The following is an 18,770-nucleotide window of genomic DNA, read 5'->3' on the forward strand; positions in this document are numbered from 1 at the left end:
ACACATAAACCGCTCAACCCCTGAACGTCTGCCGCTCAGTGTTGCCACACCTTCATGGCCCACCGACGGCGGGTAACGCCAACCACTTATGCACTTGCGAGGACTTTATGGCCCGTTTCGACCTGCAAAAACTCTACATTGACGGCGGCTACAGCGACGCTGGCAGCGATGCCACCTTCGAAGCCATCAACCCGGCTAACGGTGAAGTTCTCGCCCAAGTGCAACGCGCGACGAAAGAAGACGTTGAACGTGCTGTGGTCAGCGCCGAAAAAGGCCAGAAAATCTGGGCCGCAATGACCGCCATGGAGCGCTCGCGCATCCTGCGTCGTGCCGTCGACATCCTGCGCGAGCGCAACGACGAGCTGGCCGCCCTGGAAACCCTGGACACCGGTAAAGCCTTCTCCGAAACCCAATACGTCGACATCGTCACCGGCGCCGACGTGCTGGAATACTACGCAGGCCTGGTGCCAGCCATCGAAGGCGAGCAGATCCCGCTGCGCGACACCTCGTTCGTCTACACCCGCCGCGAGCCGCTGGGCGTGGTCGCCGGTATCGGCGCGTGGAACTACCCGATCCAGATCGCCCTGTGGAAATCCGCACCGGCCCTGGCTGCCGGCAACGCGATGATCTTCAAGCCCAGCGAAGTCACTTCGCTGACTACCCTGAAACTGGCTGAGATCTACACCGAAGCCGGCGTTCCGGCGGGCGTGTTCAACGTGCTGACCGGCAGCGGTCGTGAAGTCGGCACCTGGCTGACCGAGCACCCGCGCATCGAGAAAGTCTCGTTCACCGGCGGCACCGACACCGGCAAGAAAGTCATGGCCAGCGCTTCCAGCTCTTCGCTGAAAGAAGTGACCATGGAACTGGGCGGCAAGTCGCCGCTGATCGTGTTCGAAGACGCCGACCTGGATCGCGCCGCCGACATCGCGATGATGGCCAACTTCTACAGCTCCGGCCAAGTCTGCACCAACGGCACTCGCGTGTTCGTACCCAAGCACCTGCAAGCCGCGTTCGAAGCCAAGATCGTCGAGCGTGTTGCGCGCATCCGCGTCGGCAACCCGCAGGACGACACCACCAACTTCGGCCCGCTGGTCAGCTTCGCCCACATGGAAAGCGTGCTGGGCTACATCGCCAAAGGTAAGGAAGAAGGCGCACGCGTACTGTGCGGCGGCGACCGCCTGACCGACGGCGACTTCGCCAAAGGCGCCTTTGTTGCCCCAACCGTGTTCACCGACTGCACCGACGAGATGACCATCGTCCGCGAAGAAATCTTCGGCCCAGTGATGAGCATCCTCACTTACGAGACCGAAGAAGAAGTGATCCGTCGCGCCAACGACACCGACTTCGGCCTGGCCGCTGGCCTGGTGACCAAAGACCTGAACCGCGCTCACCGCGTGATTCACCAATTGGAAGCGGGTATCTGCTGGATCAACGCCTGGGGCGAATCCGACGCGAAGATGCCGGTCGGCGGCTACAAGCAATCGGGTGTGGGCCGTGAGAACGGCATCAGCTCGCTGAACAACTTCACCCGCATCAAATCGGTACAGGTTGAGCTGGGCGACTACGCCTCGGTGTTCTAAATCCCGAGACTTGTATTGCCTGTGAGGCCGCCATCGGGGGCAAGCCCCCTCCCACCTTTGACTGTGTAAACCCGATCAAATGTGGGAGGGGGCTTGCCCCCGATGTGGCCCGACCTGACCACACATCAAAGAGGGTGCATCCAATGTCCCAAGAATACGACTACATCATTGTGGGTGCCGGCTCCGCCGGTAACACCCTGGCGACCCGTCTGACCGAAGACGAAGGCGTCACCGTCCTGCTGCTGGAAGCCGGCGGCCCGGACTACCGTTTCGACTTCCGTACCCAGATGCCAGCCGCCCTGGCCTTCCCACTGCAAGGCCGCCGCTACAACTGGGCCTACGAGACCGATCCAGAGCCGCACATGGACGGCCGCCGCATGGAATGCGGGCGCGGCAAGGGCCTGGGCGGTTCCTCGCTGATCAACGGCATGTGCTACATCCGTGGCAACGCCATGGACTACGACAATTGGTCGAAGCTGCCAGGCCTGGAAGACTGGACCTACCTCGACTGCCTGCCGTATTTCCGCAAAGCCGAAACCCGCGACATCGGCCCCAACGACTGGCACGGCGGCGATGGCCCGGTCAGCGTGACCACGCCCAAGGCCGGCAACAACCCGCTGTTCCACGCCATGGTCGAAGCCGGCGTGCAGGCCGGTTACCCGCGCACCGAAGACTTGAACGGCTACCAGCAGGAAGGCTTCGGCCCGATGGACCGTACCGTCACGCCGAACGGCCGTCGCGCCAGTACCGCGCGCGGTTACCTGGACACCGCCAAGAAGCGTTCGACCCTGACCATCGTCACCCACGCCCTCACCGACAAAGTGTTGTTCGAAGGCAAGCGTGCCGTTGGCGTGCGTTACCTGATCGGCGCCGCCGAAGAGCGCGTCGAAGCCCGCGCCCGCAAGGAAGTGCTGGTGTGCAGCGGCGCAATCGCTTCGCCGCAATTGCTGCAACGCTCCGGTGTCGGCCCGGCCAAACTGCTTGAAAGCCTCGACATCCCGGTGGTCCACGACCTGCCAGGCGTCGGCGAAAACCTGCAGGATCACCTTGAGCTGTACCTGCAATACGCCTGCACCCAACCGGTGTCGCTGTACCCATCGCTGCTCTGGTACAACCAACCGGCCATTGGTGCCGAGTGGCTGTTCAACGGCACTGGCATCGGCGCCAGCAACCAGTTCGAAGCGGGCGGGTTTATCCGCACCCGGGAAGAGTTCGAATGGCCGAACATCCAGTACCACTTCCTGCCGGTGGCGATTAACTACAACGGCAGCAACGGTGTAAAAGAGCACGGCTTCCAGGCGCACATGGGCTCCATGCGTTCGCCAAGCCGTGGCCGCATCCAGTTGAAGTCGAAGAACCCTCGGGACTATCCGAGCATCCTCTTCAACTACATGGCCACCGAGCAGGACTGGCAGGAATTCCGCGATGGCATCCGCCTGACCCGTGAAATCATGCAGCAGCCGGCGCTGGACCCGTACCGTGGCCGCGAAATCAGCCCGGGCATCGACGTGCAAACCGATGAGCAACTGGACAAGTTCATCCGCGAGCACGCCGAAACCGCGTTCCACCCGTCCTGCTCGTGCAAGATGGGCACCGACGAGATGGCTGTCGTCGATGGCGAAGGCCGCGTGCATGGCATGCAGGGTCTGCGTGTGGTCGATGCGTCGATCATGCCGATCATCACCACCGGCAACCTGAACGCGCCAACGATCATGATCGCCGAGAAAATTGCCGACAAGATCCGTGGCCGCCAGCCATTGCCGCGCAGCACCGCCGACTACTACGTGGCAGGCGACGCGCCGGTGCGTGGCAAGCCACTGCGTGAAATTGCGCAGTAACTGAAACACCGCGTCGTCCCCTTCGCGAGCAAGCCCGCTCCCACACTGACCGTGTTCACATATTTAGATAGGTGAATGCAGTCAAATGTGGGAGGGGGCTTGCCCCCGAAGAGGCCCGACCAGTCACTGCAAAAACCCTCCTTGATCAGCTACTCTGTCTGCCTGCCCGCGACGAGCCGCCCACAAGGAAGGCCCCATGTTCGACCACCACGCCACACTCAAAAAACACTTCAGTGCCCTGCGCACCACCGCGGAATTCTTCTCGCTGCGCTACGTACGCGAATCCGGCCACTACCTGGCCGTTCGCAAGAACGTCGCCGAACCACCGCACCTGAGCCATGACGAAGGCGCCATGCTCACCGTGCGTCTCAACGGTGTGGAAGCCTACGCCGCGACCAACGATATTTCCCTCGCCGGCCTGCAAGCCGCCCTTGAACGTGCCGAACAGCAAGCCCGCCTGATCAAGCCCCACGCCTTGCTCGACCTGCGCGACCAGCCCGTCTCCAGTGACGTCGCGGATTACCTGTCACCCGACCTTGCGCAAGCCTTCCCTTCCTTGAGCGACTGCTACCAATTGCTCGGCGCTGAATCTGCTGCCGTGCCCAAAGACGAGCGCCTGGTGAGCTGGGAAGTCAGCCTGGGCCTGACCCACGTCGAGCAGATCTACCTTAACAGTGCCGGTGCCGAGTTGCGCCAGGCCCAGCGCTTTGTATTCCCCGGCGTCAACGTCACCGCCTACGACGGTGATGACAGCCAGACCCGCACCCTCGGCGGCAGCAACTTCGGCCAGCAAGGCGGGTTCGACGTAATCAGCCGCTTCGGCCTGGTCGGTGCCGCGCCACGCATCGCCGACGAGGCCCTGCAACTGCTGGCCGCGCCGAACACGCCCACGGGGCCCCGTGACCTGCTGTTGATGCCCGACCAGATGATCCTGCAGATCCACGAATCCATCGGCCACCCTCTGGAACTGGACCGCATCCTCGGCGACGAGCGCAATTACGCCGGCACCAGTTTTGTGAAGGCCAGCGACTTCGGTCACCTGCAATACGGCTCACCGCTGCTGAACGTGACCTTCGATCCGGACATTCCCGAGCAGCTCGCCAGCTACGGTCATGACGACGAAGGCACCCAAGCCAGCAAACAATTCCTGATCCGTGAGGGGCTGCTGCTCAAACCCCTCGGTGGAGCGCTGTCGCAATTCCGTTCCGGCATGCAAGGCGTGGCCAACAGCCGGGCCAGCAGTTGGAACCGCGCGCCCATCGACCGCATGGCCAACTTGAATATCGAAGCGGGCGACAAGAGCCTCGCGCAACTGATCGGCGGTATCGAAAACGGCATCCTGATGTCGACCAACCGCTCGTGGTCCATCGACGATGCGCGCAATAAATTCCAGTTCGGCTGCGAATGGGGCCAACTGATCGAAAATGGCGAGTTGAAAGGCGTGGTGAAAAACCCCAACTACCGGGCCATTTCCGCGAACTTCTGGCGCAATCTCAGCGCCGTCGGCGATGCCAGTACGTTCAAGGTGCTGGGCACGCCCAACTGCGGCAAAGGCGAACCCAACCAGGTGATTCGTGTCGGCCATGCGTCGCCGGCCTGTGTATTCAGCAATGTCGATGTATTCGGGGGAGATGCCTGATGAACAACTTCAAGGCACTGGTGGAGTGGCTCAAGCAGGCCATCACCGACAACGAACAATTCCACCTGGGCTATGCCGATGAAGCGTCCGAGTTCGTGCGCTTCAACCACGCCAAGGTACGCCAGGCCGGCCAGGTGCAACAAGCCAGCCTAACCCTGAAACTGATCAACAATGGCCGCCATGCCGACCTGGGCATCACCTTGTCCGGCGCAGCGGAACTGGACCGCCAACGTTTGGCCGACGGCCTGCAACAACTGCGCGACACCTTGCCGTTGCTACCCAAGGACCCGTACCTGCTGCTGAACCACAACGCCTGGCAAAGCAACAACGAACAAACGCGACCGCTGCCGGACCTGGCCCGGGTGTTGGAAGACATCAGCCAGGCTGCTGAAGGTGTTGACCTGGTCGGTTTCTACGCCGCTGGCCCGATCAGCCGTGGCTTTGCCAGCTCGGACGGCGCGTTCGGCTGGCACCGCGCCAACAGCTTCAACTTCGATTTCAGCCTGTTCCACGCCAATGGCGAAGCGGTCAAGGCCAGCTACGCCGGGCACACCTGGGACAGCGCCGAGTTCGCCGCGCGCTTCCAGCAAGCCCGCGAGCAACTGGAATTCCTCGGCCGCCCGCTGCATAAGCTGGCACCCGGGCAGTACCGCGCCTACCTCGCCCCGGCGGCGCTGGAAGAAATCATCAGCCTCATCACCTGGGGTGGTTTTTCCGCCCAGGCCATCGCCAGCAAAGGCAGTTCGCTGCAAAAGCTGTATGCCGGTGAACAGTCCCTGAGCCCGCTGGTGACCGTCGACGAACAGATCAGCGGCTCCCTGAGCCAGGCGTTCTCCACCGAAGGCTACCCGCGCGGCGACGTCACGTTGATCAACGCGGGCAAAGGCGCAGGCCAGTTGATCAACTCGCGCAGCGCCGCCGAATATGGCCTGAGCACCAACGGCGCCAGCAGCGACGAATCCCCCAGTGCCTTGCAGATGGCCGCCGGCAACCTGGCCCAGGCCGATATCCTCAAGCAATTGGGCACCGGGCTGTACATCAGCAACCTGTGGTATTTGAACTACTCCGACCTGCCGGCGGCGCGCCTGACCGGCATGACACGCTTCGCCACGTTCTGGGTGGAAGACGGCGAGATCAAGGCCCCGGTCAGCACCATGCGCTTTGATGACAGCGTCTACAACCTGCTCGGCTCGCAGTTGGAAGCCCTGACCGCTGAGCGGGAATTACTGCTCTCGGCCAGTACTTACAGCCAGCGCAACACCGCCTCCAATCTGTTGCCGGGCGCCTTGGTCAAACGCCTGACCCTCACCCTCTAAACACAGCAGTTCCCCTGTGGGAGGGGGCTTGCTCCCGATAGCGGTGTATCAGCCAAGTATTCATCAGCTGACACGCTGCAATCGGGGGCAAGCCCCCTCCCACATTGAGTTGTGCTGAGTTCAGACATCTCTGTTTCGCCCCTTCCTACGGTTAATTCTTGTCTTCCCCTCCTGCACGGGCAGCCTGTTGTCGCCTGCAAAAAACCTCGTTATAAGGGTTAGTGGCACCCCGCCACCCCACCCACGAGAGCATGACCTTGCCCGGGAAGGGCAAGCTGGAGCGTTGACATGAACCATGGAAGTTTTGTCATAGAAAAGCTGTTCAAGCACTACAACGTTCATGTTGAGCAGCTAGGGAACGATTCGGAAAAAAAGACCGTCCTGATGGTCAACGGCGCGCTGTCCACCACGCGCTCATTCGCCCGCACCAGCAAATGCCTGGCCGAGCATTTCAATGTGCTGCTGTTCGACCTGCCGTTCTCCGGCTATTCCCGCGAACACAACACCGACCTGGACCTGGTCACCAAGGACGACGAGGTGCACATGCTGCGTGCCCTGGTGGAGCGCTTCCAGGTCAACCACCTGGTGTCGGCCTCCTGGGGCGGCATCTCGACGTTGCTGACCCTTGCCCATAACCCGCCCTCCATCGAAAGCTCGGTGGTGATGGCCCTGGCGCCCAACCTCAACCAGGCCATGCTCGACTATGTGGAGCGTGTGCGGGTATTGATCGAAGCGGACGACAAGTCGGCCGTTGGTCACCTGCTTAACGAGACCGTGGGCAAATACCTCTCGCCCCGGCTCAAGCGCAACAATCACCGGCACCTGTCGAGCATGGCCACCACCGAATACCGCCAGGCGCGTTTTCATATCCACCAGGTGCTGGGCTTGGGCGACGGCAATTACCTGCCGGCACTCAAGCAGATTGAAACACCGGTGCACTTCCTCAACGGCGCGCTCGACGAATACACCCCCGCCGCCGAGGCGCAATTGTTCAAGCAGTACGTGGGGCGCAGCAGCTTTGCCGTGGCCGAGCACACCGGCCACTTGCTCGACCTCGAATCCAACGAAGCCGCCACCGCAGTGCACCGTGAACTGCTGGATTTCCTGGTGGGAAAAAGCCCGAGGGTTGGCGCATAATCGCCAACACATAGCCAGCTAACAAAAAGGTTCTCTATGCCCAATCGCGTCCCGCTCGATGCCAAGACCGCCCGCTGGCTCCCCTGGGTGGTCGCGATTGCCTTCTTCATGCAGTCGCTGGACGGGACGATCCTCAACACCGCATTGCCGGCCATGGCCCGGGACCTCGCGGAAAACCCGCTGCGCATGCAAGGGGTGGTGATCGCCTACATGCTCACCGTTGCCTTGCTGATCCCGGCTTCGGGCTGGATCGCCGACCGCTTCGGCACCAAGAAAATCTTCTTTGGCGCGATCATGCTATTCAGCATCGGTTCGCTGCTGTGCGCCTTGTCCAGCAGCCTGACCATGCTGGTGGGCGCCCGGGTGATCCAGGGCCTGGGCGGCGCGCTGATGTTGCCGGTCGGCCGCTTGGTGGTGCTGCGTGCTTACCCCCGCTCCGAACTGGTGCGCATCATGGGCTTCATTACCATTCCCGGCCTGCTCGGCCCGCTACTCGGCCCGACCATGGGTGGCTGGATGGTGCAATACCTGACCTGGCACTGGATCTTCCTGATCAACCTGCCGGTGGGTATGGTCGGCTGTTACGCCGTGTGGAAACTCATCCCCGATCTGCGCGGCAGCGAACGCACGCGCTTTGATGGCGTCGGGTTTCTCTTGTTTGGCGCGGCAATGGTGTTGATCACCATCGCCATGGAAGGCCTGGGCGAACTGCACCTGCCGCACCTGCGGGTGATGTTGCTGCTGTTCGGCGGGCTGGCGTGCCTGGCGGCGTACTGGCTGCGCGCCGGGCATATCGACAACCCGCTGTTTTCGCCGGTGCTGTTCAAGACCCGCACCTTCGCCGTGGGCATCCTCGGCAACCTGTTTGCACGCTTGGGCAGCGGCGCGTTGCCATTCCTGGTGCCACTGCTGTTGCAGGTCGCGCTGGGTTACTCACCGTCCGAAGCAGGGATGAGCATGTTGCCCCTGGCGGCGGCGGCGATGTTTGCCAAGTCGGTCGCGCGTACGCTGATCGAACGCCTGGGCTACCGCATCGTGCTCACCGGCAACACCCTGGCGCTGGGCATCATGCTGGCGAGCATGGGCCTGGTCAGCGAGCACACGCCCTACCCGCTGCTGTTGTGCATGCTGGCGGTGCTGGGGGCGATCAATTCCCTGCAATTTACCGCGATGAACACCGTCACCCTGATCGACCTCGACGACGCTCAGGCCAGCAGCGGCAACAGTTTGCTGTCGGTGGTGGCGCAGTTGTCCCTCAGCCTCGGCGTGGCCTGTGCCGGTGCGCTGCTTGGCGGCTTTACCGCTGAAACCGGTAACGACGGGGTGGAAAGCGTACTCGGCGCGTTCCAACTGACCTTCCTCACCGTGGGCATCATGGCCATGCTGGCAGCGGCGATCTTCCTGCAATTGTCGCCAACAGACGGCAAACGAGTAGTCAGCCGCGAGCACGACATCGAGCATTAACAGGCTTCTCGTCTAGAACTTGCAGGGAAATTCCCACGGGACTGGTACACTGCGCGACATTTTGTTTTGCAGAGCCAGTCCCGTGACTACCATCGCCACCGCTTTTAATACTTTGCCCCTGTCCGCCGCCATGCTGGCTAACCTCGACTCGCTGGGTTATGTCGAGATGACGCAGATCCAGGCGCAAAGCTTGCCGGTGATCCTCAAGGGGCTGGACCTGATTGCCCAGGCCAAGACCGGCAGCGGCAAGACCGCCGCCTTCGGCATCGGCCTGTTGAACCCGATCAACCCACGCTACTTCGGCTGCCAGGCCCTGGTGATGTGCCCGACCCGTGAGCTGGCCGACCAAGTCGCCAAGGAAATCCGTCGCCTGGCCCGTGCCGAAGACAACATCAAGGTACTGACCCTGTGCGGTGGCGTGTCCCTCGGCCCGCAGATCGCCTCCCTGGAACACGGCGCCCACGTCATCGTCGGCACGCCGGGCCGTATCCAGCAGCACCTGCGCAAAGGTTCGCTGGTGCTGGACGGCCTGAACACGCTGATCCTCGACGAAGCCGACCGCATGCTCGACATGGGCTTCTACGACGCCATCGAAGACATCATCAGCAAGACCCCGCCACGCCGCCAGACCCTGCTGTTCTCGGCCACCTACCCGGTGAGCATCAAGCAGTTGGCCTCGAAGTTCATGCGCGCGCCGCAGCAGGTGAAAGCCGAAGCCTTCCACTCCGACGACCAGATCGAGCAGCGTTTCTACGAAATCTCGCCGGAAGAACGCATGGACGCGGTGACCAAGGTGCTGGCGCATTTCCGTCCGGCGTCCTGTGTAGCGTTCTGCTTCACCAAGCAGCAAGTGCAGGAAACCGTGGATCACCTGACGTCCAAGGGCATTTCCGCCGTTGGCCTGCATGGCGACCTGGAACAGCGCGACCGCGACCAGGTGCTGGCGATGTTCGCCAACCGCAGCACCTCGGTGCTGGTGGCCACCGACGTGGCTGCCCGTGGCCTGGACATCGACTCGCTGGACATGGTGATCAACGTCGAACTGGCCCGCGATTCGGAAATCCACATCCACCGCGTTGGCCGTACCGGCCGTGCCGGTGAGACCGGCATCGCCATCAGCCTGGTCGCCCCGTCCGAAGCGCATCGCGCCCAGGCCATCGAGCAGTTGCAGAAGTCGCCGCTGAACTGGGACCAACTGGACAACCTCAAGCCACAAAGCGGTGGTCCATTGCTGCCGCAGATGAGCACCCTGTGCATCGCCGCCGGGCGTAAAGACAAGGTTCGCCCAGGCGACATCCTCGGCGCGCTGACCGGTGAAGCCGGTATTCCCGGCGCCCAGGTCGGCAAGATCGCGATCTTTGACTTCCAGGCCTTCGTGGCCGTGGAGCGCGGGATCGCCAAGCAGGCCTTGCAGCGTTTGAATGACGGCAAGATCAAGGGCCGTTCGTTGCGCGTTCGAATCCTCTGACCCTGATCGTTCCCACGCTCCGCGTGGGAACGCATCCCGTGACGCACCGCGTCACCAAGCGGACGCAGAGCGTCCATTGCGGCATTCCCACGCAGAGCGTGGGAACGATCTGATCGATTCATGTAAGAGGACACCGTTTTGCGCTCGACCGAAGTTGTGATCATTGGCGCCGGCGCCGCAGGCTTGATGTGCGCGCTGACCGCCGCCGGACGTGGGCGCAAGGTGATGTTGATCGACCATGCGAACAAGGCCGGCAAGAAGATCCTGATGTCCGGTGGTGGCCGCTGCAACTTCACCAACATGTACACCGAGCCGGCCAACTTCCTGTCGCACAATGCGCACTTCTGCAAGTCCGCCCTGGCCCGCTACACCCAGTGGGATTTCATCGCGCTGGTGGCCAAGCACGGTGTGCCCTACCACGAGAAGAAACTCGGCCAGCTGTTCTGCGATAACAAATCCAGCGACATCCTCGGCATGCTGCTCGATGAGTGCATTCAGGTCGGCGTAAGCATGCACTTGGATACGTCGGTCCAGGAGATTGCCAAGCTGGACAGCGGCTATCAGTTGCAGACCACCTTGGGTGAGTTGCGCTGTGAATCCCTGGTGATCGCCACCGGCGGCCTGTCGATCCCGACCCTGGGCGCGACCGGTTTTGGTTACCAGGTGGCCAGACAGTTCGGCCACGAACTGCTGCCGACCCGCGCCGGGCTGGTGCCGTTCACCATCACCGACCAGCTCAAGGATTTGTGTGGCGAGTTGTCGGGGACGTCGGTGGATTGCCTGGTGAGCTGCAACGGCCAGAGCTTTCGCGAGAACCTCCTGTTTACCCACCGCGGCCTCAGCGGGCCGGCGATTCTGCAGATTTCTTCTTACTGGGAATCCGGCGACACGGTGGAAATCAACCTGCTACCCGACCACGACGCTCACACCTGGCTGCAACAGCAACAAGCCGAGCGCCCCAACAGCGAATTGAAAACCCTGCTGGGCGAGATCTTCACCAAGAAGATGGCCAACCTGCTGGCCGAGACGTGGTTCGCATCCAAGCCGATGAAGCAGTACACCCATGCCGAAATTGCCGACATCGCACAAAAACTCGGCAGCTGGCAGTTGGTGCCGGCGGGCACCGAGGGTTATCGCACGGCCGAAGTCACGCTGGGGGGCGTGGACACGCGGGAAGTGTCGTCCAAGACCATGGAATCACTGAAAAGCCCAGGGCTCTACTTTATCGGCGAAGTGCTGGATGTGACCGGTCACCTGGGCGGGTTCAACTTCCAGTGGGCGTGGGCGTCCGGTTACGCGGCCGCACAATACGCCTGACCGCAGAATGTACTGAGTACCAATGTGGGAGGGGGCTTGCCCCCGATAGCAGTGTGTCAGTCAGCACATTGGTAACTGATAGATTGCTATCGGGGGCAAGCCCCCTCCCACATGGAATAAATTTTCCTGCCCGATGTGATCACCACCCTTGCCGTGGCGTCCTTGATAGCTCAATTTAGCGGCATCGTCCCGGAAGACTCCAGCCTTCATGTCATCGACCTCGTTCAAGCAGTCCCTGCGGCGCCTGTGGGCACTGGATAAATTCAGCTATAGCATTCGGGTATTCATCGCCCTCACCGGCAGCATGGCGCTGTGCTGGTACCAGGATGAAATGACACTGCTGATCCCGTTGTTCCTGGGGATTATCGCCAGCGCCCTGGCCGAGACCGATGACAGTTGGCAAGGCCGCCTCAACGCCCTGGCAGTAACGCTGGTGTGTTTCAGCATCGCTGCCCTGTCGGTGGAGTTGCTGTTCCCCTATCCCTTGATCTTCGCGGCCTCCCTGGCTTTGGCCACCTTCTGCCTGACCATGCTCGGTGCCTTGGGCGAGCGCTATGGGGCGATTGCTTCGGCAACGTTGATTCTGTCGGTTTACACCATGATCGGCGTGGACCAGCGCGGCGGCGCCGTCAGCGATTTCTGGCACGAGCCGCTGCTGTTGGTGGCCGGTGCAGCCTGGTATGGCGCGCTGTCGGTGCTGTGGCAGGCGCTATTTTCCAACCAGCCGGTGCAGCAGAGCCTGGCGCGGTTGTTCCGCGAACTGGGGCGTTATCTCAAGCTCAAGTCGTCGTTGTTCGAGCCGATCCGCCAGCTGGACGTGGAAGCACGCCGCCTGGAACTGGCGCAGCAAAATGGTCGGGTGGTGGCGGCGCTCAATGCCGCGAAGGAAATCATCCTGCATCGCGTGGGTAATGGTCGCCCCGGTTCGAAAGTCAGTCGCTACCTGAAGCTGTATTTCCTGGCCCAGGACATCCACGAACGTGCCAGCTCGTCGCACTATCCCTACAACGCCCTGGCCGAGGCCTTCTTCCACAGCGATGTACTCTTCCGTTGCCAGCGCCTATTGCGCCAGCAAGGCAAGGCCTGCCAGACCCTGGCCGAGTCGATCCAGATGCGCCAGCCGTTCATCTATGACGACAGCTTCGCCGAAGCCCTGGGCGACCTCAACGCGTCCTTGGAGCACCTGCGCATCCAGAGCAACCCAGCCTGGCGCGGCCTGCTGCGTTCGTTGCGCGCCCTGGCGGCCAACCTGTCGACCCTGGACCGCCTGCTCGGCGACGCCAGCAACCCCGACAGCCTGGCGGACGCCACCGACAGCAACCTGCTGGACCGCGCCCCGCGCAACCTCAAGGAAATGTGGACGCGCCTGCGCACGCAGATGACGCCGACGTCGCTGTTGTTCCGCCATGCGCTGCGCCTGTCGCTGGCGTTGACCGTCGGCTACGGCATGCTGCATGCGATCCACGCGTCCCAAGGCTACTGGATCATCCTCACCACGCTCTTCGTGTGCCAGCCGAACTATGGCGCCACGCGGCGCAAGCTCGGCCAGCGCATCATCGGTACGGCCATCGGCCTGACCGTGGCCTGGGCGTTGTTCGACCTGTTCCCAAGCCCCCTGGTGCAATCGATGTTCGCCATCGCCGCCGGCCTGGTGTTCTTTATCAACCGCACCACCCGCTACACCCTGGCCACCGCCGCGATCACGCTGATGGTGTTGTTCTGCTTCAACCAGGTCGGCGATGGCTACGGGCTGTTCCTGCCACGTCTGTTCGATACCTTGCTCGGCAGCCTGATCGCCGGCCTCGCGGTGTTCCTGTTCCTGCCGGACTGGCAAGGCCGCCGCTTGAACAAAGTGCTGGCCAACACCCTGACCTGCAACAGTATCTACCTGCGCCAGATCATGCAGCAGTACGCCGCCGGCAAGAGTGACGACCTGGCCTACCGCCTGGCGCGGCGCAATGCGCACAACGCCGATGCGGCGCTGTCCACCACCCTGGCGAACATGCTGATGGAGCCGGGGCATTTCCGTAAGGAAGCGGACGTGGGCTTTCGGTTCCTGGTGTTGTCGCACACCTTGCTCAGTTATTTGTCAGGGCTGGGCGCTCACCGTGAAACCCAATTGCCAGCCGAGGTGCGTGAGCATCTGATCGATGGCGCCGGCAACACCCTGGCGGCGAGCATCGATGAAATCGCCACGGGCTTGGCCAACAAGCAGCCGATTGCGATTCAGAGCGATGCCGAGGAGGCGCTGGCGGCGGACCTGGAACAGATGCCGGATGAGATCGATGAAGGGCAGCGGTTGGTGCAGACGCAGTTGGCGTTGATTTGCCGGCAACTGGGGCCGTTGCGCACGTTGGCGGCGCATCTGATCAAAGACACCAGCGCGGCCTAGGCCGCTATCGGAGGCAAGCCTCCTCCCACAGTTTTGATTTGTGAACACAGTCAACAGGTGGGAGGGGGCTTGCCCCCGATGAGGTCCGCACAGGCACTACATGCCATGGGCCTTCATCAACCGCTCATAGCTGCCGTCGGCCTTCATCTTGGCAATCTCCCGATCAAACCCGGCTACGATCTGCTCATGCTCCGGGTTCTTCAGGCTGACCAGGATGTGCAGGCTGTTTTCACTCAGCGGCTGGGGCAAAAACTCCACCGCATTGCGCACCCGTGCCGATTCACGCGACAGGTAATAGCGCGCCACGTACTCATCCTCCACCGTCAACCGCACCCGCTGCGCCGCCAGCATGCGCACGGCCATGGCGAAGTTGTGCACCGGGACTTTCTGCAACTGCGCATCCCCATCGAACGCCGCCGAATAGGCATAGCCACGCACCACGGCGATGGGATAGTCGTGCAACTGCGCAAGGTTCTGGAATTCGATGGGATCGTCGCGGCGCTTGATAAAGCGCACACGGTTGAGCAGGTATTCACCCGAGAATTGGCCCAGTTTCGTACGGGCATCGTCGTACCAGGCGTTGATCAGCACGTCATAACGGCCGTCGCCCACCCCCATCAGCGCACGGGCCCAGGGCACCTGCTCGAAGTCACTGGCGTAACCCGCACGGGCCAGGGCAGTACTGACGATGTCGGTGGCCAGCCCGCCATTGATCAAGGTGGCATCGGTAAAGGGTGGCCAGGCATCCGCCACCAGCCGCAGACGCTGCGCGAATGCCGGCTGGGCCAGCAGCAACACTCCAATCAAAGCAACGGCACGAGAGAATCGCGGCATGCTCAAAGTCCTTGGCAGGCAGGCGGTGGCCTTGGCTCAGGCGCGGCCCGAGGTTCTAACAGTAGCTCAGATTACACAAAGAAACCGGCGCCGAACGCACTCAATGATGGCAAATTGATTTCACTCACAAAAATAGTTGATTTAGACAGCGTTGCCCGCTGCGCTTACTATCCGCAACAGACATTGATAAGAGAACTCGCCATGACCGTTGAATGGGTGTGCAAACACCACGATGACCTGGGCAAGGAGCAGCTTTACGCGATCCTGCGCTTGCGCAACGAGGTGTTTGTTGTCGAGCAGAAATGTGTGTACCAGGATCTCGATGGGCAGGATTTGTCGGGCGACACCCACCACCTGATGGCGTGGCAGGATGATCAACTGGTGGCTTACCTGCGCCTGCTGGACCCGGAATCCCAGGGCGGCGACGTGGTGATCGGCCGCGTGATCGTTGCGCCGGTGGCGCGCGGCACCGGGCTGGGACATCAGATGATGGAAGAGACGCTCAAGCAGATTGCCGATATCTGGCCCGAGACACCGATGTTCCTGTCAGCCCAGGCGCATTTGCAGGGGTATTACGGGCGGTATGGGTTTGTGGTGGCGGGTGAGGAATACCTTGAGGATGATATTCCACACATCGGCATGCGAAAGGATCAGGGGTAGCCCAGCACCTGCTTGATCTGGCCGAGGTTCGCCTCGATCCAACGCCGATCAATCGCGCCCCAGCTGCGAATCCGATAGTGCCCGGCATGGTTGCGGGCACCGTCTTCCTGCTCGAACTCACACACAATATCCAGATCGGCCAATGCCGCAATCGTGTCCTGCGCCGTGCGCCGGGGCATGCCGGTGGCGTCGGTCAGGGCCGGGACGCTGCTGGCCTGGCCGCTGTCGATCAGGTAGGCCACGTACAGGCGGCGGTAGAAGCTGCTCTTGGTCTTGCTCACATCCATGGTCGGTTGCCTTGTGCGGTCAGGGTTTGCCCAGCAAGTCGCGGTACGTGAGGTACACCCGCAGGTCGAATTCCACCTGATGGTAGCCCGGCATCATGTACTCGCAGAGTTTGTAGAACGCCTTGTTGTGGTCCGATTCCTTGAAGTGCGCCAGTTCGTGCACCACGATCATGCGCAGGAACTGCGGCGCGGCCTCCTTGAACAGCGCAGCAATGCGGATCTCTTTCTTCGACTTCAGATTGCCGCCCTGCACCCGCGAGATGGTGGTGTGCAGGCCGAGGGCGCGGTGGGTCAGGTCCAGGCGATTATCGAACAGCACCTTGTCGATGGCCGGCGCATTGCGCAGGTGTTCCTGCTTCAAGGCCAGCGCGTAGGCGTAAAGGGCCTTGTCGCTCTGCACGGTGTGGCGTTCGGGGTAACGTTGCTCCAGGTAGGCACCCAACTGGTCCTTGGCGATCAGTTGGCGCACTTGCTCCTGGAGGGCGGCGGGATAGGCCTGGAGGTATTTCAGCGCGGTCATGGGCTCTGCAACAGGGTTCGGATGGCCGCCAGTGTAACGAATTCAGCGTTGGCGAGCGTGGCACCAGTCGCTCACTTCCTCGGCCATCAGCGGTTGCGCCGCCATCGGCCCCTGAATGAACGGGCAGCCATTGGCCTTCAGCCATTGGGCCTGCTCCTGGGTTTCCACCCCCTCAGCCACCACCACTACATCAAAATGCCCGCACAGCTCGATAATGCTGCGCGCCATCACCTCATCTCGCGCCGAGCCCGGCAGGCGAGCGACCAATTGCGGGTCGAGCTTGAGGGTGTCGAACGCCAGGTCGCGCAGGTGCGCCAGGGAACAATTGCCCAAGCCAAAGTCATCCAGGGCGGTGCGCACGCCGATCTGGCGCAGCAACTTGAGCTGCTTGACCGACTCTTCAAGGTTGCTCATCAGGCAGTCTTCACTGATTTCCACCTCCAGTTGCCGCCCCGGCAACCCATGTCGTTCGAGGACCTGCTGCAGCTGGTTCGCCAGGTTGGGCATGTTGAACTGGTTGCTGCTCAGGCTCACGCTGAGCACCAGTTCATCGTCGAAGCCGGCGTGCCAGGCCTGGAGTTGGGCGCCGACTTGTTGGTAAATCCAGGTGCTGAGCTGGCTGATCAGCCGGGCCTCTTCCAGCAATGGCAGAAACAGACCGGGCGGCACATCGCCGACACTCGGGTGCTGCCAGCGCAATAGCGCTTCCACACCGCGCACACGCCCATCCGCCAACGCCACCTGCGGCTGGTACACCAGGGTGAACTCCTTGTTTTGAATCGCCGTGCGCACGCTGTCTTCCAGCATCAGGCGCGAACGGGCGCGGCCATTCATTTCCTGGTCGTAATAGCGATATTGCTGACGGCCTGCGCGCTTGGCTTCGTACATGGCGATGTCTGCCGCGCGCAACAGACCGTTAACGTCCGAGCCGCAATCCGGGAAGGTGGCGATACCGATACTGACACCGAGCATCACATCCAAACCTTCAACTTGCTGGCAGATAGATACCCGTTCGATCAGTTTTTCTGCAATTTTCGCCGCCTGCTCGGGGAACTCCAGCTCCAGCAACGCGGTGAACTCATCGCCGCCCATGCGCCCCAGAATGTCATAGGAACGCAGGCAGCCCTGCAACTGCTCCGATACCCAGCGCAGCACGCGGTCGCCGGCGTCATGGCCGAGGGAATCATTGACCCGCTTGAAGCCGTCAAGGTCCAGGTACAGCAGCACCAGAGACTGTTCGTTGCGCTCGCTGCGCAGCAAAATGTTTTCCGCCGCCTGGTAAAACCCGCGCCGGTTCAACAGCCCGGTCAGCGGGTCGGTGACCGCCTGGAACTCCAATTGTTGATGCAGGTGACGCACTTCAGACATGTCCAGCACGGTCACTACCATGGCCTTCTGTTCGGCCGGCAGCGGCGCGCACGACAACGCCACCGGCACCTGCTGGCCGCGGCTGGTCCGCAGGATCGCATCGTGCAAGCGCCAAGTCTGGCCCTGGCGGTAAGCGAGGAACATCTCGAACCCCAGCCAAGCCGGCACATGGGGTTTTTGCAGGAAGCTCAGGAAACTCTCGCCTTGCAACTCCGCCAGGGTGGCGTTCAGTAGCCGCGAAATGGCCGGGTTGGCATACTCGATCACGCTGCCCTCGCCCACCACCAGGATGCCTTCGGCGGCGTTGTCCAACACCGAGGCATTGAACGCCCGTGCGGACTCCAACTCATGACTCAGGCGCTGCAAGGCCCGGCGATTGCGCTGATGTTCCAGCAACGCCTGGACCTTGGGTTTGAGGATATGCGGGTCGAACGGTTTGAACAGGTAGTCGATGGCGCCACTGGCATAACCTTCGAGCACTGCCGCGGGTGACTGGGCATGGGCCGTGAGGAAAATGATCGGTGTCATGCGCGTGCGCTGGCTGCCGCGCATCAGGCGCGCCACCTCAAAGCCGTCCATGCCGGGCATCTTCACGTCCAGCAGCACCAGGTCGACTTCGTGTTTGAGCAATAATTCGAGGGCTTCCACACCGGACGCGGCGGTCACCACATGCCAGTCTTCACGCTGTAACAGCGCACGCATGCTGAGCAGGTTTTCCGGGTAGTCATCGACCACAAGTAGAACCGAACGACCATCGCCGTGGTGTGGAGCGCATTCCATGCTACGTCTCTTCCTTAGGACTACTCCGGTCATTTCTGACAGAAAACCCGGACAAACACTGAGGCCTCACTCTAGCCCCGGTTCTGAAAAAGCAGAAGTAACCTCAGTGCCATCATTGCGCCAAAGTTCAGGAAGCCGACTAACGGTCAACCGCTACAAGCCACGAACCA

At 61.9% G+C, this 18,770-nt stretch carries 14 protein-coding genes; 10 read left to right on the plus strand and 4 right to left on the minus strand.

The window, feature by feature from the left end; translation table 11 throughout:
• Positions 1 to 107 precede the first annotated feature (107 nt).
• From betB to yccS, 9 genes are all read left to right on the plus strand, one after another.
• Positions 108 to 1,580 carry a betaine-aldehyde dehydrogenase gene (gene betB / locus BLR69_RS19245; protein WP_071494416.1) on the plus strand — a complete coding sequence of 491 codons (1,473 nt, stop codon included), beginning with the start codon at positions 108 to 110 and terminating at the stop codon, positions 1,578 to 1,580.
• Between the two features lie 143 nt (positions 1,581 to 1,723).
• Entirely contained in the window at positions 1,724 to 3,418 is a 1,695-nt protein-coding gene (gene betA, locus BLR69_RS19250; protein WP_071494417.1) for a choline dehydrogenase, read from the plus strand.
• 196 nt (positions 3,419 to 3,614) lie between these two features.
• Complete coding sequence (locus BLR69_RS19255) at positions 3,615 to 5,057, plus strand: TldD/PmbA family protein (protein WP_071494418.1); 1,443 nt, start codon at positions 3,615 to 3,617, stop codon at positions 5,055 to 5,057.
• Entirely contained in the window at positions 5,057 to 6,373 is a 1,317-nt protein-coding gene (locus BLR69_RS19260; RefSeq protein ID WP_071494419.1) for a TldD/PmbA family protein, read from the plus strand. Before BLR69_RS19255 ends, BLR69_RS19260 begins: the two co-directional genes overlap by 1 nt.
• 288 nt (positions 6,374 to 6,661) lie before the next feature.
• Positions 6,662 to 7,510, plus strand: a complete 849-nt coding sequence (locus BLR69_RS19265; RefSeq protein ID WP_071494420.1) for an alpha/beta fold hydrolase — start codon at positions 6,662 to 6,664, stop codon at positions 7,508 to 7,510.
• Positions 7,511 to 7,546: 36 nt separating this feature from the next.
• Positions 7,547 to 8,974, plus strand: coding sequence for a multidrug transporter subunit MdtD (gene mdtD, locus BLR69_RS19270; RefSeq protein ID WP_058426619.1), 1,428 nt, complete (start codon positions 7,547 to 7,549; stop codon positions 8,972 to 8,974).
• Between the two features lie 130 nt (positions 8,975 to 9,104).
• On the plus strand, positions 9,105 to 10,442 hold the full coding sequence (dbpA, locus tag BLR69_RS19275) for an ATP-dependent RNA helicase DbpA (protein ID WP_231501119.1): 1,338 nt from the start codon (positions 9,105 to 9,107) through the stop codon (positions 10,440 to 10,442).
• 138 nt (positions 10,443 to 10,580) lie between these two features.
• On the plus strand, positions 10,581 to 11,759 hold the full coding sequence (locus tag BLR69_RS19280) for a BaiN/RdsA family NAD(P)/FAD-dependent oxidoreductase (RefSeq protein ID WP_071494421.1): 1,179 nt from the start codon (positions 10,581 to 10,583) through the stop codon (positions 11,757 to 11,759).
• A 208-nt stretch (positions 11,760 to 11,967) separates the two neighbouring features.
• Positions 11,968 to 14,151 (plus strand): YccS family putative transporter, encoded by a 2,184-nt coding sequence (gene yccS, locus BLR69_RS19285; RefSeq protein ID WP_071494422.1) that lies wholly within the window; start codon positions 11,968 to 11,970, stop codon positions 14,149 to 14,151.
• Positions 14,152 to 14,247: 96 nt separating this feature from the next.
• Here yccS and BLR69_RS19290 read toward each other — a convergent pair whose 3' ends face one another.
• Entirely contained in the window at positions 14,248 to 14,985 is a 738-nt protein-coding gene (locus tag BLR69_RS19290; RefSeq protein ID WP_071494423.1) for a substrate-binding periplasmic protein, read from the minus strand.
• A 201-nt stretch (positions 14,986 to 15,186) separates the two neighbouring features.
• On the opposite strand from BLR69_RS19290, the gene BLR69_RS19295 reads away from it, so the two are divergent.
• Positions 15,187 to 15,645 (plus strand): GNAT family N-acetyltransferase, encoded by a 459-nt coding sequence (locus BLR69_RS19295; RefSeq protein WP_071494424.1) that lies wholly within the window; start codon positions 15,187 to 15,189, stop codon positions 15,643 to 15,645.
• Here the strand turns inward: BLR69_RS19295 and BLR69_RS19300 are convergent.
• Genes BLR69_RS19300 through BLR69_RS19310 form a run of 3 tightly spaced genes read right to left on the minus strand, consistent with a single transcriptional unit; the run spans position 15,636 to position 18,600 of the window.
• The gene (locus BLR69_RS19300; protein ID WP_033898013.1) at positions 15,636 to 15,932 is read right to left on the minus strand and encodes a winged helix-turn-helix domain-containing protein; all 297 of its coding nucleotides are present in this window, start codon (positions 15,930 to 15,932) and stop codon (positions 15,636 to 15,638) included. The genes BLR69_RS19295 and BLR69_RS19300 overlap by 10 nt on opposite strands.
• Before the next feature lie 19 nt (positions 15,933 to 15,951).
• Positions 15,952 to 16,452 carry a M48 metallopeptidase family protein gene (locus tag BLR69_RS19305; RefSeq protein ID WP_071494425.1) on the minus strand — a complete coding sequence of 167 codons (501 nt, stop codon included), beginning with the start codon at positions 16,450 to 16,452 and terminating at the stop codon, positions 15,952 to 15,954.
• A 42-nt stretch (positions 16,453 to 16,494) separates the two neighbouring features.
• The gene (locus BLR69_RS19310) at positions 16,495 to 18,600 is read right to left on the minus strand and encodes a putative bifunctional diguanylate cyclase/phosphodiesterase (RefSeq protein WP_071494426.1); all 2,106 of its coding nucleotides are present in this window, start codon (positions 18,598 to 18,600) and stop codon (positions 16,495 to 16,497) included.
• Positions 18,601 to 18,770 lie beyond the last annotated feature (170 nt).

It is taken from the genome of Pseudomonas azotoformans (genome assembly GCF_900103345.1).
GTDB classification, from domain to species: domain Bacteria; phylum Pseudomonadota; class Gammaproteobacteria; order Pseudomonadales; family Pseudomonadaceae; genus Aquipseudomonas; species Aquipseudomonas azotoformans.

Bases quoted from the DNA above. Each gene is read 5' to 3' on its own strand.
- yccS (WP_071494422.1), top strand. From the start codon at position 11,968: ATGTCATCGACCTCGTTCAAGCAGTCCCTGCGGCGCCTGTGGGCACTG.
- BLR69_RS19300 (WP_033898013.1), bottom strand. From the start codon at position 15,932: ATGGATGTGAGCAAGACCAAGAGCAGCTTCTACCGCCGCCTGTACGTG.
- BLR69_RS19265 (WP_071494420.1), top strand. From the start codon at position 6,662: ATGAACCATGGAAGTTTTGTCATAGAAAAGCTGTTCAAGCACTACAAC.
- BLR69_RS19305 (WP_071494425.1), bottom strand. From the start codon at position 16,452: ATGACCGCGCTGAAATACCTCCAGGCCTATCCCGCCGCCCTCCAGGAG.
- BLR69_RS19310 (WP_071494426.1), bottom strand. From the start codon at position 18,600: ATGGAATGCGCTCCACACCACGGCGATGGTCGTTCGGTTCTACTTGTG.
- betA (WP_071494417.1), top strand. From the start codon at position 1,724: ATGTCCCAAGAATACGACTACATCATTGTGGGTGCCGGCTCCGCCGGT.
- BLR69_RS19260 (WP_071494419.1), top strand. From the start codon at position 5,057: ATGAACAACTTCAAGGCACTGGTGGAGTGGCTCAAGCAGGCCATCACC.
- BLR69_RS19295 (WP_071494424.1), top strand. From the start codon at position 15,187: ATGACCGTTGAATGGGTGTGCAAACACCACGATGACCTGGGCAAGGAG.
- BLR69_RS19290 (WP_071494423.1), bottom strand. From the start codon at position 14,985: ATGCCGCGATTCTCTCGTGCCGTTGCTTTGATTGGAGTGTTGCTGCTG.
- betB (WP_071494416.1), top strand. From the start codon at position 108: ATGGCCCGTTTCGACCTGCAAAAACTCTACATTGACGGCGGCTACAGC.
- mdtD (WP_058426619.1), top strand. From the start codon at position 7,547: ATGCCCAATCGCGTCCCGCTCGATGCCAAGACCGCCCGCTGGCTCCCC.
- dbpA (WP_231501119.1), top strand. From the start codon at position 9,105: ATGCTGGCTAACCTCGACTCGCTGGGTTATGTCGAGATGACGCAGATC.
- BLR69_RS19255 (WP_071494418.1), top strand. From the start codon at position 3,615: ATGTTCGACCACCACGCCACACTCAAAAAACACTTCAGTGCCCTGCGC.